The sequence below is a fragment of the Micromonospora sp. NPDC047074 genome (assembly GCF_040643815.1).
Taxonomy (GTDB): Bacteria; Actinomycetota; Actinomycetes; order Mycobacteriales; family Micromonosporaceae; genus Micromonospora.
Genome location: NZ_JBEYVB010000011.1, coordinates 1 through 16,074 on the forward strand (window position 1 = coordinate 1; position 16,074 = coordinate 16,074).

At 74.0% G+C, this 16,074-nt stretch carries 17 protein-coding genes; 11 read left to right on the top strand and 6 right to left on the bottom strand.

Annotation, left to right across the window (positions count from 1 at the left end; all coding sequences use genetic code 11):
* The 8 genes from ABZ809_RS16355 to ABZ809_RS16390 form a co-directional block, all read left to right on the top strand.
* Nucleotides 1–1,218, top strand: a 1,218-nt coding sequence (locus ABZ809_RS16355; protein WP_357563320.1) for a proprotein convertase P-domain-containing protein, incomplete at its 5' end; no start/stop codon positions are given.
* A gap of 233 nt (nt 1,219–1,451) precedes the next feature.
* The gene (locus ABZ809_RS16360; protein ID WP_357563321.1) at nt 1,452–1,895 is read left to right on the top strand and encodes a hypothetical protein; all 444 of its coding nucleotides are present in this window, start codon (nt 1,452–1,454) and stop codon (nt 1,893–1,895) included.
* A 162-nt stretch (nt 1,896–2,057) separates the two neighbouring features.
* A complete protein-coding gene (locus tag ABZ809_RS16365; protein WP_357563322.1) occupies nt 2,058–3,623 on the top strand; it encodes a substrate-binding domain-containing protein in 1,566 nt (521 codons plus the stop codon).
* 102 nt (nt 3,624–3,725) lie between these two features.
* Nucleotides 3,726–4,337, top strand: coding sequence for an RNA polymerase sigma factor (locus tag ABZ809_RS16370; RefSeq protein WP_357563323.1), 612 nt, complete (start codon nt 3,726–3,728; stop codon nt 4,335–4,337).
* A complete protein-coding gene (locus tag ABZ809_RS16375; RefSeq protein WP_357563324.1) occupies nt 4,334–5,227 on the top strand; it encodes a zf-HC2 domain-containing protein in 894 nt (297 codons plus the stop codon). Before ABZ809_RS16370 ends, ABZ809_RS16375 begins: the two co-directional genes overlap by 4 nt.
* A 55-nt stretch (nt 5,228–5,282) precedes the next feature.
* A complete protein-coding gene (locus ABZ809_RS16380) occupies nt 5,283–5,963 on the top strand; it encodes a hypothetical protein (protein WP_357563325.1) in 681 nt (226 codons plus the stop codon).
* Complete coding sequence (locus ABZ809_RS16385; RefSeq protein WP_357563326.1) at nt 5,960–6,763, top strand: hypothetical protein; 804 nt, start codon at nt 5,960–5,962, stop codon at nt 6,761–6,763. Before ABZ809_RS16380 ends, ABZ809_RS16385 begins: the two co-directional genes overlap by 4 nt.
* A 17-nt stretch (nt 6,764–6,780) precedes the next feature.
* The gene (locus ABZ809_RS16390) at nt 6,781–7,704 is read left to right on the top strand and encodes an ATP-binding cassette domain-containing protein (protein WP_357563327.1); all 924 of its coding nucleotides are present in this window, start codon (nt 6,781–6,783) and stop codon (nt 7,702–7,704) included.
* 2 nt (nt 7,705–7,706) lie between these two features.
* Here ABZ809_RS16390 and ABZ809_RS16395 read toward each other — a convergent pair whose 3' ends face one another.
* The 5 genes from ABZ809_RS16395 to ABZ809_RS16415 are packed head-to-tail and all read right to left on the bottom strand — an operon-like array spanning nt 7,707 to nt 11,134.
* On the bottom strand, nt 7,707–7,982 hold the full coding sequence (locus ABZ809_RS16395) for a 4Fe-4S dicluster domain-containing protein (RefSeq protein WP_357563328.1): 276 nt from the start codon (nt 7,980–7,982) through the stop codon (nt 7,707–7,709).
* Nucleotides 7,979–8,713, bottom strand: coding sequence for a GntR family transcriptional regulator (locus tag ABZ809_RS16400; RefSeq protein ID WP_357563329.1), 735 nt, complete (start codon nt 8,711–8,713; stop codon nt 7,979–7,981). The genes ABZ809_RS16395 and ABZ809_RS16400 overlap by 4 nt, the downstream gene beginning before the upstream one ends.
* Nucleotides 8,710–9,492 carry a thiamine pyrophosphate-dependent enzyme gene (locus ABZ809_RS16405; RefSeq protein ID WP_357563330.1) on the bottom strand — a complete coding sequence of 261 codons (783 nt, stop codon included), beginning with the start codon at nt 9,490–9,492 and terminating at the stop codon, nt 8,710–8,712. Before ABZ809_RS16405 ends, ABZ809_RS16400 begins: the two co-directional genes overlap by 4 nt.
* Nucleotides 9,489–10,568 carry a hypothetical protein gene (locus tag ABZ809_RS16410; protein ID WP_357563331.1) on the bottom strand — a complete coding sequence of 360 codons (1,080 nt, stop codon included), beginning with the start codon at nt 10,566–10,568 and terminating at the stop codon, nt 9,489–9,491. The genes ABZ809_RS16405 and ABZ809_RS16410 overlap by 4 nt, the downstream gene beginning before the upstream one ends.
* Nucleotides 10,565–11,134 (bottom strand): 2-oxoacid:acceptor oxidoreductase family protein, encoded by a 570-nt coding sequence (locus tag ABZ809_RS16415; RefSeq protein ID WP_357563332.1) that lies wholly within the window; start codon nt 11,132–11,134, stop codon nt 10,565–10,567. The genes ABZ809_RS16410 and ABZ809_RS16415 overlap by 4 nt, the downstream gene beginning before the upstream one ends.
* A gap of 98 nt (nt 11,135–11,232) precedes the next feature.
* On the opposite strand from ABZ809_RS16415, the gene ABZ809_RS16420 reads away from it, so the two are divergent.
* Both ABZ809_RS16420 and ABZ809_RS16425 read left to right on the top strand, forming a co-directional pair.
* On the top strand, nt 11,233–12,372 hold the full coding sequence (locus tag ABZ809_RS16420) for an alcohol dehydrogenase catalytic domain-containing protein (protein ID WP_357563333.1): 1,140 nt from the start codon (nt 11,233–11,235) through the stop codon (nt 12,370–12,372).
* Nucleotides 12,369–13,862: an AMP-binding protein gene (locus ABZ809_RS16425; protein WP_357563334.1), complete on the top strand. Its 1,494-nt coding sequence runs from the start codon at nt 12,369–12,371 to the stop codon at nt 13,860–13,862. Before ABZ809_RS16420 ends, ABZ809_RS16425 begins: the two co-directional genes overlap by 4 nt.
* A 12-nt stretch (nt 13,863–13,874) precedes the next feature.
* Here ABZ809_RS16425 and ABZ809_RS16430 read toward each other — a convergent pair whose 3' ends face one another.
* Complete coding sequence (locus ABZ809_RS16430) at nt 13,875–15,509, bottom strand: class I adenylate-forming enzyme family protein (protein ID WP_357563335.1); 1,635 nt, start codon at nt 15,507–15,509, stop codon at nt 13,875–13,877.
* A gap of 73 nt (nt 15,510–15,582) precedes the next feature.
* On the opposite strand from ABZ809_RS16430, the gene ABZ809_RS16435 reads away from it, so the two are divergent.
* Nucleotides 15,583–15,984 carry a hypothetical protein gene (locus ABZ809_RS16435; RefSeq protein ID WP_357563336.1) on the top strand — a complete coding sequence of 134 codons (402 nt, stop codon included), beginning with the start codon at nt 15,583–15,585 and terminating at the stop codon, nt 15,982–15,984.
* The last annotated feature ends 90 nt before the right edge of the window (nt 15,985–16,074 follow it).

The window sequence follows — 16,074 nt, forward strand, 5'->3', positions numbered from 1 at the left end:
AAGGCCGAGAAGATCTGGTGGCGGGCCCTGGACGCCTACTTCACCTCCAACACCGCCTACGTCAACACCAGCAACCCCGCCAACACCGCCCGCGCGTACACCCTGCGCGCCGCCACCGACCTGCACGGCATCTGCAGCCTTGAGTACAAGACCGTCCAGGCCGCCTGGACCTCGGTCAACGTGGCCGGGAACGACACGGCCTGCCCGGTCGGCAACGACTTCTCGGTCGCCGTCTCGCCGAACGCCGGCGCGGTGAACCCGGGCGGCTCGGTCACCGCGACGGTCTCCACCGCCGTCACCAACGGCAGCGCGCAGACCGTGACGCTGTCGGCCACCGGCCTCCCGGCCGGCGCGACCGCCTCCTTCAGCCCGGCCTCGGTCACCTCCGGCGGCTCGGCCACCCTGACCGTCGCCACCACGGCCAGCACCGCCCCCGGCACCTACGCGATCACCGTGAACGGGGCCGGCGCGGAGGTGACCCGCTCCGCCACCTACGAGCTCACCGTCAACGGGCCGCCCGGCTGCTCGCAGACCAACGGCACCGACGTGACCATCGCCGACAGCAGCACGGTGGAAAGCTCGATAACCATCTCCGGCTGCACCGGTAACGCCGGCTCGGCCAGCACCGTCGCGGTGAACATCGTGCACACCTACATCGGCGACCTCGTGGTCACCCTGGTCGCCCCCGACGGCAGCACCTACGTGCTGCACAACCGCACCGGCGGCTCGACCGACAACATCAACCAGACGTACAACGTCAGCCTGGCCGGCGAGGTCGCCAACGGCACCTGGAAGCTGCGCGTCCAGGACGCGGCCAGCGGCGACACCGGGTACCTGAACACCTGGACGCTCAACCTCACCGGCTCCGCGCCCCCGTCCTGCGGTGGCAGCAACGACACCAACATGACGATCAGCGACAACGCCACGGTCAACAGCATCGTCACGGTCAGCGGCTGCACCGGCAACGCCTCCGCCACCAGCACGGTGGGGGTGCAGATCGTGCACACCTACATCGGTGACCTGGTGGTCACCCTGGTCGCCCCGGACGGCAGCACCTACGTGCTGCACAACCGGACCGGCAGCTCGACCGACAACATCAACCAGACCTACACCGTCAACCTCTCGGGCGAGGCCCGCAACGGCACCTGGACCCTGCGGGTGCAGGACGCCGCCAGCGGTGACACCGGGTACATCGACAACTGGACGCTGACCCTCTGACAGGGCCGGCACGAGCGGCCGGGCGGGCTGGAGCCTCCTCACCGGGGTTCCGGCCCGCCCCTCTCGTCGCCGCGGGCCGCAGCGGCCCTCCCGGTGGCGAGTTCTCTGCGATACTCGTCATTCTCTTCAGTCGCCGGCTGTCCGAAGGGGAACGCGTGCAGCCCACCTCGCCGACAGGTCCTCCGCCGCCGGATCCCACGCCGGCTCCGCCCCCGAGCAACCGCCGCTGGGCCGTGAAGTGGTACCACTTCGTCATCGCCGGCCTCGTCGCCTGCTGCCTGCTCTGCTCCTGCGCGGGGGGCGCATTCCTGCTGTTCCGCGACCGTCTGGGCGGCGACGGTCCGGGTGGCGACCGGCCGGGCCTGGGGCTCGGCTCGGACCCGGCCGCCGGTTGCCACGAGGCGATCAGGGGTTCGTCCGGAAGCGGCGAGCCACGCGACGTGGCGCACCTGCGGGAGGCCGCGGCGAAGGCCAACCACTCCGACGTACGGTCGGCGATCCTCGATCACGCGGCCGCCCTGGAGAAGTTCACAGCCGTGAAAGCTGAGTACGAGGCCAAGAAGAGTGCGGGCACCCAGGACACGAACGACGTCCTCGCCCTCAACCGGGCGTTGCGGGACAGGACCTCGGCCTACTCCCAGTTGCTGAAGGTCTGCACGCAGGCTGGCTACAGGTAGCGGGCCGCCCCCGGGCCCCTGACCGGCGTCGGTCCCAAGGCGTTGGTTCAGCCGGTCGTCCGGGCGATGTCCACCGCGCGCCACCGCGAAGCCATCTGCTGTTCGTCCACAGTGGTTCAACTGGTCGGGTGACCCCGCCGCCGGCCACCGTGCCGTCCGACAATGCCTAGGTTTCCCGACGGCGTCGTCGACGCGCTGGTGGAGGCACTGCTCACCCAGGGCGGCATCTGGGGTCTCGTCCTCGGGCTGGTGGTGCCCGCCGCGTGGGGCACGTGGAAGGAAGTGAAGGCGCGCCAGGAACGCCACAAGGCGCTGTCGTACCACGTGCTGTTCAACTCCCCGCTCGGGCTGGACCCGCCCGACGCCGGTCACGTGATCCGGCTGCACGACCGGCGGCACGCACTGATCGCCGATCCGTCCATCGTCGTGGTCCGCCTCACCAATGCCGGCGCGCACGACATCCAGGCCGACGACTACCAGCTTCCGGTCAGCCTGAGCTTCGGTAGCCGTACGGTGCAGACCGTCGACGTCACCGAGTCGCAACCACCCGAGTTGGTGGAGCTGATCGGCCCCGGTCTGGTGATCGACCGGAACCGGATCGTCCTGCCCAGGGAGCACCTCAACGCGGGCACCCGGTTCAAGTTGCTGGTCCTGCTCAGCGGCGGCAGCACCGACGAGACCGTGCAGGTCGGCGGACTGATCCGGGGCGGAACGCTTGTCGACGCCCGCACCCAGCAGCGGCGCAACGCCCGGACCTGGCGGGTCGTCACGGCGGTGTTCGCGTCGCTCTGCGCCGGGGCGCTGGCCGTGGCCCTCCTGTTCTCCTCGGCCGGCCTCCGGCCGACGCCACCGGGGGCGCCCCGGTGCGCCGAGGGAGACCTGGTCGTGGGCGGCTCCAGCGCGTTCGCCACCGCGATCGGCCAGGCGGCCGGCTCCTACAGCAGCTACTGCGGACGCGCCAGGATCCGGATCGCGACCTCCAACAGCCGGCAGGGCCTGGAACAGCTCCGCGACGCCACGCCCGCCGAGGCCGCCGGCCGGCTCGCCTTCTCCGACGGCCCCGCCGAGCCGGGCGCGTTTCCCGGGCTGGTCGAGCGGGCGATCGCCATCGTCCCGTACACCATCGTGGTGCATCCCTCGGTCGTCCCGGCGGGCGTCGACCGGCTGACGCTCACCCGGCAACAGGTACGCGCGGTCTTCGACGGCCGGCAGAAGACCTGGCGGGACCTCGACCGACGGCTACCGCCGATCCCGGTCAAGATCATCGGAAGGGGCCAGTCCGGCACCCGGGACGTGTTCGAACGGCACGTCCTCGGCGACGGACGCGTACCGAGGCCGCAGGGGACCCGGACCTCCTCGGACTGCGTCAGCCTCGACTACGCCGCGAACGCCAGCATCCTCTGCGAGGAGAGCACGACTGCCGGGCTGCTCAGGCGGGTGGCCGAGGTGCCCGGCGCGATCGGGTACGCGGACGCGCCCGACGCGACGTCCGAACCGGGTGTCGCGCCGGTGAGCCTGGACGACCGCAACGGCACGGTCGCGGACATCCGCGCCGGCTACCCGTTCTGGACGGTCGAGTTCGTGTACCGACGCGGTACGCCGGCCGAGGACCGGTCGCTGGCGGCGGCGTTCGTCGACCACCTCGCCGGGGACGTCGAGGCGGCCGTGCTCGGCTCGTCCGGCTACCCGCCGTGCAGCCGGCACGCCGACCTCTGCCGGCGACGCTGACGACCGCGGGTGGGCGGCGACCGGCACGGCAGCGGGGTGACCCCGGCCACATCTGCCGCTCCGGGATGAACCTGCGCGGTCGCGGCGGCTACGCAGGTGGGGATGGACGCGACGGTCGCTGAGCAGCAGGATGCCGACCGGCGGCTGCTGCGTATGGTGGCCGCCGGTGACCAGTCTGCGCTCGAAGAGCTGTATGTCCGGCACGGGCCGGCCTTGTTGAGTTATGCCGACGGGCTGCTCTCGGATCGGCACCGGGCCGAGGAGGCGCTCCAGGACACGCTGCTGGCGGTGTGGCGGGGTGCCGCCTCCTTCGAGCACCGGTCCACGGTCCGGACCTGGCTGTTCGGCATCTGCCGGCGGCAGGCGCTGCGGCGCCTGGCGGACCGGGGCCCGGTGCACCTGCCGATCGACGCCGCGGCCGACCTGGCGGCCGGGGAGCCCGGCCCCGAGGCGGTCACGCTCGCCCGGGCGGATGCGCGGGCGGTCGCCGGGGCGATGGCCGGGCTGGCGCCGATCCACCGGGAGGTGCTGGACCTCACCTTCGGCGCCGGGCTCACCCACGACGAGACGGCCGCCGTGCTCGAGGTGCCGGTCGGGACGGTGAAGAGCCGCCTGTTCCACGCCCGCGCCGCCCTGGCCCGGGCGCTGTCGGGCGATCCCGGGGACGATTCCGTGGCGACCCGGCGCAGGGCCGGGCGGGGAGGAACGCGATGAGGCACCCGACCGACCAACTCGCCGGGTACGTGGCGGGCACGCTGCTGGACCGCGACGCGGCGGCTGTCGCGGCGCACCTGTCCCGTTGCGTGGCGTGCCGGCAGGACGCCGCCGGCTGGCGACACGTGGCCGAAGGCGTGCGCGCCCGGGAGGTGCCGGCGCCGGTCTCCGTGCTCGTCGCGGTACGGGCCCGCATCGCCGCCTCGTACGCCGGCGGCCGGGCCGCGGCGCCACCGGCGTACGGGGCGGCACCCGGTGCGCACCCCGTCGCGCGGGCGGTGGGCGTCCTGGCGTACCAGTGGCGGCTGGTGGGCTGGCGGGTGTGGGGTGTCTGCGCCGTGGTGCTCGTCGCCGGCCTCGCCCTCGCCGCGTCGGCGTCCGCCTCGGCGGAGCCGGTGCTCGCGGTGGTCGTCCCGCTGGTCGCGGCGCTCGCCGTGGCCGGTGCGTACGGTGGCGACGAACCGGCGATCGAGCTGATCCGGGCCACGCCGACGTCGGTGCGTACCGTCCTGCTGGCCCGGCTGACCGTGGCGTCGGGGGCGGTCTTCGGGGCCGCGGCGATCGGCTCGCTCGTGCTGAGCCTGGCCGGCGCGGGCGGCGCGGGCGGGCTGCTCGCCGCCTGGCTCGGTCCGATGGTCCTGCTCTCCGCGGTGAGCTTCGCCCTCTCGGTCGTGTGGCGCCCGGCGGTCGGCCTGTCCGTCGCCCTGGCCCTGTGGGTCCTGCGGGTGCTGGCCGCGTCCGGTTCGCTGGACGGTGCCGTGTCCGGCATGGTCGGGGCGCTGTGGCAGACCTCGTGGCCGACCCTGGCCGTCGCCGCCGCCATGCTGGCCGGCGCGCTGGCGGTCGCGCCCGACCTGCCGTCGCCGCGGGTCGCCCGGCTCCGGTCGTGACCCGGATCACTCCTCGGCGGGTGAACCTGGGTGGCCCCTGCGCGCACTCATCGGCGTGGAGATCTGGAGACACGAGGCGGGCCGGCTCGGCCGGGCGGCCTGCGCCGCGCCGGTCGTGGCCGTCGCCACGGCGGTGGCGGTGGCGGTCCTCGCCGCCGGCAACGGCGCCGGACGCGCGCAGGTGTCCCTCATCCTGCTCACCGGGCTGGAGGCGCTGCTGCCCCTGGCCGTGGCGATGGCCGCGACGTCGGTCGTCGCCACCGGCCGCGCGCACGAGCTGCACCTGTCGCTGCCGACCGGGTACGCGACGGTGCTGGGCCGCCGGCTCGGGCTGCTGGCCGGTGCCACCTCCGTCGTCGCCGTCGTCTTCTCGGCCGCCGTCTGGGCGGCCGGCCTCTGGACCGGCCCACCGGTGATCGCGTCGCCGCTGGTCTGGGGGCCGCCCGTGGCGTGGCTGGCGGGCCTGGCGGTCTTCACGGCGTTCCTCACCCGCAGCATGCTGCTGGCCACCACCGTCACCGCCGGCGTGTGGCTGGCGCACCAGATGTTCGCCCCGGCCTTCGCTGCGCGTGCCTGGGCCCGACCGCTCCACCTGTTTCCGGCCAGCCGGCTCGACGCCGACCCGGGCTGGATCACCGACCGGCTGCTGCTGACCGTCGCGGCCGTGCCGTTCGCCGCCGGTGTCCTGATTCTGCTGCGCCGACCCGAGCGGATGCCGACCGAGGAGGAGGTGTGACCGGGGTGCGCGAGACGCTGGCTGTCGCCCGGTACGAGTTCCGGATGCAGATCCGTAAGCAATCGCTGTGGATCACGGTCGGGCTGCTCGCCTGCCTGCTCGCCGCCGGCCGGTTCGGGATGGGCCCCCGGTACGCGCCGGCCCCGTCCGGCGCGCCGGCCCGGGAGGTGATGACCCGGTGGGCGTTCCTGTTCTCCGTGATCCTGCCGATCGCGTTCGGGATGGCGCTGGCCGACAGGTTGCTGCGCGACCGCCGGCTGCGTACCGCCGAACTGCTGGCGAGCCTGCCGCCCGGGCCGGCGGGCCGGCTCGCCGGCACCTGGCTCGGCAGCGTCACGGCCACCGGTACGCCGGCTCTGCTCGCCATGCTCGTCGCGGCCGGTTACGAGGCGGTCCGCCGGGGCGACCCGGCGACACTCGGCTGGGGTCTCGCGGCGTTCGCCGCCGTCCTCGCCCCGGCGCTGGTGTTCGTGGCGGGATACGCGCTGGTCTGCCCGCTGGTCCTGACCGCGCCGCTGTTCCGGGTGCTCTTCGTCGGCTACTGGTTCTGGGGCAACCTGGCCCTCCCGGTCACCCTGCCCACCCTCACCGGGTCCCTGTTGACCCCGGTCGGCAGCTACGCCGCGAGTTGGCTGCTGGGGACACCGGTCCTCCAGGCGGGCATACCCGGACCGCTGCCGTTCCTGCGGCCGGCGCCGACCACGTCCGCCGCGGCGGCCAGCATCGCCCTACTCGTCGTCGCCGGCCTGCTTCCGCTGCTCGCGGCCGGCCTGCTGCGAACCCGCCGGCACCCGGCCTGAGCCTCGGAGACAGCCAGATGGACATCGCGATCACGGGACTGCGCCGCTCGTTCGGCCGGGTCGCCGCGCTGCGGGGCGTCGACCTGACCGTGCCGGGCGGGATGTTCGGTCTGCTCGGCGGCAACGGCGCCGGCAAGACGACCCTCATGCGGATCATGGCCGGCGTGCTCGCGCCCGGAGCGGGGCAGGTGAGCATCGGCGGACACGACATGACGAGCCGGGCCGGCCGGCGCGCCGTCCAGCGCCGGCTCGGCTATCTGCCCCAGGACCTGGGCCTCTACCCGGACCTGTCGCCCCGCGAGCTGCTCGACTACGTGGCCCTGCTCAAGGGGCTGGACGACCCGGCGGCGCGCCGCCGGCAGATCGGGGAACTACTCGACACGGTCGGTCTGACCGACGTCGCCGGCCGCCGGATCAAGGGCTTCTCCGGCGGCATGCGCCGCCGGCTCGGCATCGCCCAGGCGCTGCTCGGCGACCCGACGCTGCTGGTCGTCGACGAGCCCACCGCCGGGCTCGACCCGGAGGAACGCATCCGGTTCCGGACGCTCCTCGCCGGGCTCGCCGGGCACCGCACCGTGCTGCTCAGCACCCACATCGTGGAGGACATCGCACAGACCTGCCACGACACGGCGGTGCTCACCGCCGGTCAGGTGATCTACACCGGCCCGGTGACCGAGCTGACCCGGGCCGCCGAGGGCGCCACCTGGGAGGTACGCACCACGGGCGCGCCGCCCGCGGACGGCGTCGTCGTGTCGGCGGTCAACAGCGGGGACGGCTTCCGGTACCGCGTCGTCAGCCCGACGCGCCCGGCCCCCGAGGCCGCCCCCGTCCCACCGACTCTCGAGGATGGGTACGTCGCCCTCATGCGCCGGCACGCCTCGACCCGCGCGGCCGAACCGGCCACGCGGACGGCGGCCCGGGCGCGGTGGGGAAGACGGTAGCGTCACCGGGCGGCGCGGTCCGGTCCTCCGTCCGTTCTGGCCGGCGTCAGTCGGTAGACCGAGAAGACGAAGTCGGGGCAGACCATCTGGCAGGCGGTGCAGCCGGTGCAGCCCGGCGTCAGCTCCGGAAACCGGTAGCCCATCTCGTTGACCTCGTCGGACATCACCAGCACCTCGGGCGGGCAGGCGATGACGCACAGCTCGCAACCCTTGCAGCTCTCGACGTCGATGACCAGGGTGCCCCGGCTGGTCCTCGTCGCGTTCTCCGGTGCCGTCACGGGCGTACTCCTCCGGTCGTGGCCCGCACGATGCCGAGCAGCCGGGCGCGGTCCCCCCCGGTGGCGGGCGGCGCGGCCTCCGCGGCGAAGACGCCGCGTCGTTGCAGCGCCCGCACCGCGTTCTCGGCCGTCATCAACACGTGGTCGAGGCTCGCCTCGGCGGCGGCCTCGGGATCGCCGGCCGTCAACGCCGCGTGTTCGCGGCGCAACGCGGCCCGTTCCTCGTCCATCGCGTCCTCGATCGAGAACCTGGCCGCGACCGGTACCAGACCGCTGAAGGTACGCAGCAGCGCCCGCAGGTGCGGCCCCGCGGCGGCGAGATTGACCACCTTGCGGAACTCCCGGGCCAGCCGCTCGAACTCGTCCACCTGGTCGCAGCCGCCCAGCGCCTCGATCAGCTTGTCGAGCGTCTCCCGCAGCCCGGCGTCGCCGGACGTGGCCGCCCGGCTGCTGGTCAACGCGCTGAGCATGCCGTACAGCTCGAACGCCTCGCGGACCGTGCCCGCGTCGAAGGCGGAGACGAACGCGCCCCGGTAGTGCGGCATGCTCACCAGGCCGTCCCGCTCCAGTTGCATCAGCCCCTCCCGGACCGGGACGCGGCTGACGTCGAGGGTGGTGGCGATGCTGTCGAGGTCGATCCGGTCGCCGCTGCGCAGCGTGCCGTCGAAGAGCAGCCCGAGAATGTGCCCGGCGACGGCCTCACCCGCCTTCGCGCGTACCAGTGGTGTCACGTGACCAACTCCCCGAGTGGATAGCTCTGCTCCAGCGAGCCGCCAAGATATCCGGGGCCCTCGCCGGCCGGCACGAACCATCCCGTGGGGCACATGGTGAGGATCTCCACCAGGCTGAACCCGGCACCGGCGAGCTGCGTCTCGAAGGCGCGGCGCAGCATCCGTTTCGTCTGGGCCACCCCACCGGCGGTGGAGACCGCGCCCCGGGCGACGTAGGCGCTGCCCTGCAACCCGGCGACCAGATCGGCCACCGGGATGGGGTACCCGTGGGCCGCCGCGTCCCGACCGGCCAGGCTGGTCTTGGTCCGCTGGCCGAGCACGGTGGTGGCGGTGAGCTGGCCGCCGGTGTCGCCGAAGACGCCGTTGTTGAGCATGACGCAGGTGATCTTCTCGCCCCGGGCGGCGGCGTGCAGGACCTCCTGGAGCCCTTCGTTGGCCATGTCGCCGTCGCCCTGCATGGTGAAAACGGCGCACTCCGGCCGGACGCGCTTGATTCCGGTGGCGCAGGAGGGCGCCCGGCCGTGCAGGCACTGGAGCACGTCGACGTCCATGATCCGTACGAAGCTGCCGTAGCAGCCGTGCCCCACCACCCCGATGCTCCGCTGCACGATGTCCAGCTCCTGGAGGACCTCCAGCAGCAGGCGCAACGCCACCGGCTCGCCGCAGCCCGGGCAGAGCGAGTGCTCGCCGAGGAGCAGCGACGGCCGCGGGTCGGCCACCTTGCGGGCGGGCACCGAGGGCGGGCCCGACGTGTCGATGATGATCTGTTCCCGGGTCATGCGGGGGCACCTCCGGTCAGTGCGGCGAGGATCCGGTCCCGAATCACCGGCGCGTCCATCAGGTCGCCGTAGGCCAGTCCGGACTCGGCGATGCTGACTCCGCCGATGAACCGGACGGCCGAGCGGTCGGCGGCGTGGATGCGGACGTCGTCGAGCATCTGCCCGGCGTTGAGTTCGAACACGAGCACCCGGCGGGCCCCGGTGGTGGCGGCGGCCAACGCGTCCCCGGGGAACGGCCACAGGGTCACCGGCCGGAACCAGCCGATCCGGTGGCCCTCGGCGCGCAGTTGCTCGACCACGTACTCGACGAAGAGCGCCGCGGTGCCGAAGGCCACCACCACCGTCTCGGCGTCCTCGACGTGCGCCTGCTCGAACCGGGCCTCGGTGGCGGCGATGGCGTCGAACTTGTCGGCCACCGCCCGCCAGTGCCGGTCCGGGCCGGGGCCCGGGTCGGTCGCCTTGCCCATCGCCCAGGTCCAGACCTGGCGGGACTTGCCGGTGCCGCCGCCCGTGCCGTCGAGCACCCAGTCCCGCTCCGGCAGCGGCCCGTGATCCTGAGGTGCCACGGTGACCGAGACGCGGGTCTGGGCGATCAGGGGGTCCCCGTACAGGATCACCGGGGCGCGGTACAGCTCGGCGAGGTGGAAGCTCAGTTGGGTGTGCGCGACGGCCTCGGTGACGTCCTTCGGCGCGAGGGTGATCGTCCGGTAGTCTCCCCAGCCGCCCCCGCGGGTGCACTGGAAGTAGTCCTGCTGGTTGCGGGCCATGTTGAAGACGACGAACGGGGTCTGGTTGAGCGCCGCCTCGGCGATCGTCTCCTGCATCAGGGCGATCCCCTGGCCGCAGGAGCCGGTGGCGGCCCGGGCGCCGGCCGCAGCCGCGCCGAGCACCATGTTGACCCCTTCGATCTCGCTCTCGGCGTTGACGCACACCCCACCGGCCGCCGGCAGCTCGCGCGACATGCTCTCCAGCAGGCCGGTGAACGGCGACATCGGGTAGCCGGCGAAGAAGCGGCAGCCGGCGGTGATCGCCGCCGCCGCGATGGCCGCGCTGCCCTCAAGCAACTCCCGGGTCACGACGTCGCCCCCACCCGGGCACCGGCCGGCACTGCGGGTACGGCGGCGCCGGCGGCGAGCGCCCGGGCGTTGGCCGGGGCGTGCTGCCGGCGGTAGGGCGGCAGCAGCTCGGTCATCGCCTCGACCAGAGATTCGGGATCGACCGCCCCGGCGACCGCGTTGTACGCCCCGAGCAGCACGAACCCGATCGCCTGGGGCGCGTCGACGGACTTCGCCACGGCGCTGGCGTCCACCGGGTACACCGTCATCTCGGGCAGGCTCGCCGGGTCGACGAGCGGCACGTTCACCACCGCCGGCCCGCCGGGGCGCAGCCGCGCCAGGGCCGGCTCGCTGAACCGGTGGTGGACGACGATGGCCGACCAGGCGGCGGCGAGCACCGGCAGGCTCCGCAGCGGGGCGTCGCCGATCACCACGCCGGCCCGGGAGGGGCCACCGCGCATCTCGCCGCCGTAGTCGGCGGTCAGCATGGCGTACCGCCCTTCCCGGGTGGCGGCGAGGGCGAGGGTCTTGGCGAGTAGCTGGATGCCCTGGCCGCCGACGCCGGTGACCACGAGTTCACGCTCCATGCGTTCCTCCGAGCCGAGTCCTTGACCTTGTTTGGATATTAGATACAAAATTCAATCGGCTAGGCAAGGGCCGTCCCCCGCCCGTCGGAAGGAGCACGATGCGCGCCGCCGTCCTGCATGGCTTCGGCGACCTCCGGGTCGACGAGGTGCCCGATCCGGAGGTCGGCCCCGGTGAGGTGCTGATCGACGTCGCGTGCGTGCAGCCGAGCGTCACCGAGTGCATGCTGATCGCCGGTGAGCCGATCGCCCTGCACCGACGGCTGGCCGGTGCGCTGGCGGACGGCCCGGTCCGCTTCGGGGGGCACGAGTTCTGCGGCGTGGTCGGCGCGGTCGGCGCCGGGGTCCGGCGTTTCCAACCGGGTGACCGGGTCACCGCCGTCGAGACGCTGACCTGCGGGCACTGCGCCGCCTGCCGGCACGACCGCGCCGACGCCTGCGTCCGGCCCGAGTTCCTGGGCTTCACCCGCCCGGGGGCGCTGGCCGAGCGGGTGGTCGTACCCGAGAACGCCGTGGTGCCGATCCCCGCCGGGGTGAGTGCCACCGCGGGCGCGGCGATCCAGCCGCTCGCCGGGGCGCTGCACGCCCACGCCCTGGCCGCCGTCGCGCCGGGCGAGAGCGTCCTGGTCCTCGGCGCCGGAGTGATGGGCCTGCTCGCCGTCCAGGTCGCCCGCCGGGGCAACGCCGGCCTCGTCGCGGTCAGCGGTCGCAGCCCGGCCAAGCTCGCCCTCGCCCGGCGGTTCGGCGCCGACCTCGTCATCGACGCGACCCCGGACGGCACCGAGGGGGACCATCCGGTGCTGACGGCGATCCTGGCGGCCACCGGGGGCGTCGGCGCGGACGTGGTCGTCGAGACCGCGGGCGGGTCACCGGGGCACGGTCTGGCCGGCGTGGACACCCTGGAACTGGCCGCCCGCTGCGCCCGCCGGGGTGGCCGGGTGGTCGGCGTCTCGGTGCTGCCCGACGACACGCCGGCACCCCTCGGCCTGCTCCGTGAACGGGCGGTCTCCCTGCTGCATCCCCGTTCCGGCGCCGGCGGATACTCCCCCTCCGGAACCGTCTTCACCCAGGCCCTGCGCCTGGTCGCCCGCTCCGACGTCGACGTGGAGTCCCTGGTGACGCATCAACTGACCGGCATCGAGGCCATCCCGGAGGCGGTGCGGATGACCCGGGACAAGACGCGGTACGGCGCGATCAACCCCGCCCAGGTCCGGCTCGGCGCCGACTGGGGGCAGCCGTGAGCCTGCTGATCGGCGAGATCGTCCGGCTGGCCGCGCGGATGACACCGACCGCCCTCGCGGGCACCCTGTGCGGCCGGCGGATCACCTTCGGCGAGCTGGACCGGCAGGCGAACCGCACGGCGAACGCCCTCGCCGGGCTCGGGGTGCGGCCCGGCGACCGGGTGGCCTGGTCGGCGGCGCCGACCCTGCGTACCCTCGACGGCTTCGTCGCCTGCGCCCGCCTCGGGGCGGTCTTCGTACCGCTCAATCCGGGCCTCTCCCCCGTCGAGACCGAGGCCGTGCTCGACTACCTGGAGCCCCGACTCCTGGTCAGCGACCGCCCGGACGCGCCGGCGGGCACCCCGCTGGCCGGCCTCGGCGGGGCACCGGGCCCCGGCGCCGACCTCGACGCGCTCACGGCCCGGGCGGCGGCCACCGCGCCTGCGGGCGCCGACCGGCTGGCCGACACCGACCCGCACATCATCTACCTCACCAGCGGCAGCACCGGTCAGCCGAAGGGCGCGCTGGTCAGCCACCGGGCCAGCTGGCTGCGCGCCGCGCCGGGCGGCGGCACCTTCACCGCCGCCATCCGCGGCCCGGGCGGCGTCTTGTGCAGCTTCCCGCTCTACCACTACGGCGGCTGGCACTACGTGCTGGAGGCGTGGCAGAACCGGACGGCCGTGCACCTGGTGCCCCGGGCCGACGCGGCCCGGCTGATCGACGTGGTCCGCACCGAACGGCCGGCCGCGCTCTACTGCATCCCGGCGGTGTGGGAACGGCTGCTCGACAGCGAGCACCGGCGGGCCGACCTCTCCTCGCTGCGGCACGCCGACACCGGCACCTCGGCCCTGCCGGCCGACCTGGTCGCGCGGATCAAGGACCGGTTGCCCGGCACCACCACGACCGTCCTGTACGGCTCCACCGAGGCCGGCCGGATGAGCGCGCTGCCCGACACGGACCTGGCCCGGAAGGCGGGCAGCGTCGGCCGGCCGGCCTTCCCGGGCGCCCTCTGGGTCGCCGCGGAGGGTGTCGGACAGGTCGGCGAGGTGCTGGTCACGGGTCCGGCGCTGATGTCGGGCTACCACCGGCTGCCCGCCGAGACGGCGGCCGCCCTGCCGGACGGCGTCTACCGCTCGGGCGACCTGGGTCGCCTGGACGAGGAGGGTTACCTGCACCTCACCGGCCGGGTCCGGGAGGTGATCCGGACCGGGGGCGAGTCGGTCTCGCCGGTCGAGGTGGAGGCGGCCCTGCGGGGCCTGGCCGGCGTCGTCGACGTGGCCGTGGTCGGCCTGCCCGACGACCGCTGGGGCGAGGTCGTCTGCGCGGTCCTGGTGCTGGCGCCCGGCGCGACCCCGCCGGACGTCGGCACGGTACGCGGCCACGTGGCCGGTCGGCTGGCCGGTTTCAAGCAGCCGCGCCGGGTGGTCGTGCTGCCCGCGATCCCGCGCACCCCCGCCACCGGCCAGGTGCAGCGGTCGCGCATCCGGGAGTCGCTGCGGAGCGCGTCGTGACGGCGGGCGAGGTCAACCGGCGCGGAGCCGGGCGCGGAGCTCGGCCTTGGCGATCTTGCCGCCGGAGCCGCGCGGCAGGTCGTCGACGAGCTCCAGCCGCTCCGGCCAGTTCTCCGGGCTGACGCCCCGGTCGGCGAGGTGCGTGCGCAGCCCGTCCAGGTCGACCGTCGCGCCGGGGCGCGGGACCACCACCGCGCACACCCGCTCGCCGTACGTCGGATCGGGCACCGCCACCGCCGCCACCATGGCGACCGCCGGGTGCGAACCGACCTGGTCCTCCACCGCCGCCGCGCTGACGTTCTTGCCGCCCCGGATGATGAAGTCCTGCTTCCGGTCGACCACCCGCAGGTAGCCGTCCGCGTCGCTGGTGCAGATGTCCCCGGTCAGCATCCACCCGTCGGGCGTGAAGAGACGTTCGTTGGCCGCCGGGTCGGCGAAGTAGCCGAGGCAGGTCGCCGGCCCCGCGCAGGCCGCCTGACCGGGGCCGCCGGTGGCGGTGACGTCGGTGCCGTCCTCGGCGAACAGCCGGACGTTCATCCCGTCGATCACCCGGCCCGCCGTCCGCAGCCGCGCGTCGATGTCGTCGTCCATCGTGGTACGCGACAGCGCCCCGGTCTCGTTCGAGCCGAAGAACTGGAGGACGCGGGCACCGGTACGCCGCTCGAACTCGGCGGCCCGTTCGAAGGGCACCGCCTCCCCGCCGGTGAACATGCAGCGCAGCGAGCTGAGGTCGTAGCGGCCCGGGTCGGCGTTGAGCATCATGATGAACTGCGTGCTCACGCAGCAGAGCACGGTCACCCGTTCCCGCTCGATGAGCTCCAGCGCCCCGGTGGCGTCGAACCGGGGCATCACCACCGTCGGCGCGCCGAGCAGGGTGGGCGTGAAGTTGGCCGTCCACTGGGCGAAGCCGTACGGAGCTGGGATCAGGGTGAGGAACACGTCGTCACCGGTGAGCGCGCCGGCTTCGACGGCGAGCTGGTGGTAGTACATCCACCGGTTCTGGTTGTGCACCACGCACTTGGGCATGCCGGTGGTGCCGGACGTGCCGTTGAGCAGGTGGATGTCGCCGAGGCCCAGGGTCCGCTCGGCGATCAGCGCCCGCTCGGCGTCGGTCGGGACGGGCCAGCCCGCCTCCGTCACGGTCGCCGGCAGCTCCAGCCGGACCCGCAGCGGCAGGCCCTCGACCAGCCCGGCGACCGGCGTGCCCCGGTGCTCGGCATGGCTGATCAGCGCGGTGGCACCGCTGGTGGTGAGCAGGTGCCGCACCTCCAGCCGGCCGGCGCGCGGCCCGACGGCGACCACCACCACTCCCGCCTTCAGCGCGGCCAGGTAGGCCACGTGCACCGCGACCCCGTCCGGGAGCAGCACGCCGACCCGCTCGCCGCGGGTGAGACCGTGCCGCAGCAGCACCGCGGCGAGCCGGTCGGAGAGGTCGTCGAGGCCCTGCCAGGTGACCCGGTCGGCCCCCGCGACGAAGGCTGCCCGCCCGCCGATCTGGCCGGCGTGCCGGTGTACCCGGTCGACCAGGGTGTCGTCGCCCCATCGACCCACCTCGGCCAGCCGCTGCGCGACGTAGCGCTCGTGCGCGCTGCCGGCAGCCGGGGCCGTTCCGGGTGGAAAGAGAGCCGCGACATCGTTCACCTGCATCGTCACCCCTACCAAACAAGCGCTTGTTTATGGCATTCTGTGGCCGTACGACGAGACGTGTCAAGGAGGCGGGATGCAGATCTGGCGAACCCCGGAGACGGTGGACCTACTGACCGCCGCCGTCGGGCCCGGCGACCGGGTGCACCGGTCGTTCGAGGTCGGCGCCGGAATGCTCACCGGTCACGTGCCCGGTTCGCCGTCGGTGCTGTCCACCCCCGCCCTGATCGGGCTCCTGGAGGACACCGCCGCCGACATCCTGCGCCCCCGCCTCACTCCCGGTGCCGCCTCCGTGGGCACCTGGATCGGGGTGCACCACCGCGCCCCGGCGCTGGCCGGCGACCGGGTCGACGTGGTGGCGACCGTCGCCACCGTGGCCGGCCGGTGGATCACCTTCGACGTGACCGCCTCCGTCGCCGGCCGCGTCATCGGGGACGGCCAGGTGACCCAGACCCTGATCCGGGCCACCGGAGCCTGAGTCGCCCCGGCCTGCGCCGGCCGGACGTCGCGTCCGGCGCAGGCCGAGAGAGGCAGGCAACGCCGTGGCTCCTCGGCGACGCCGTGGCCT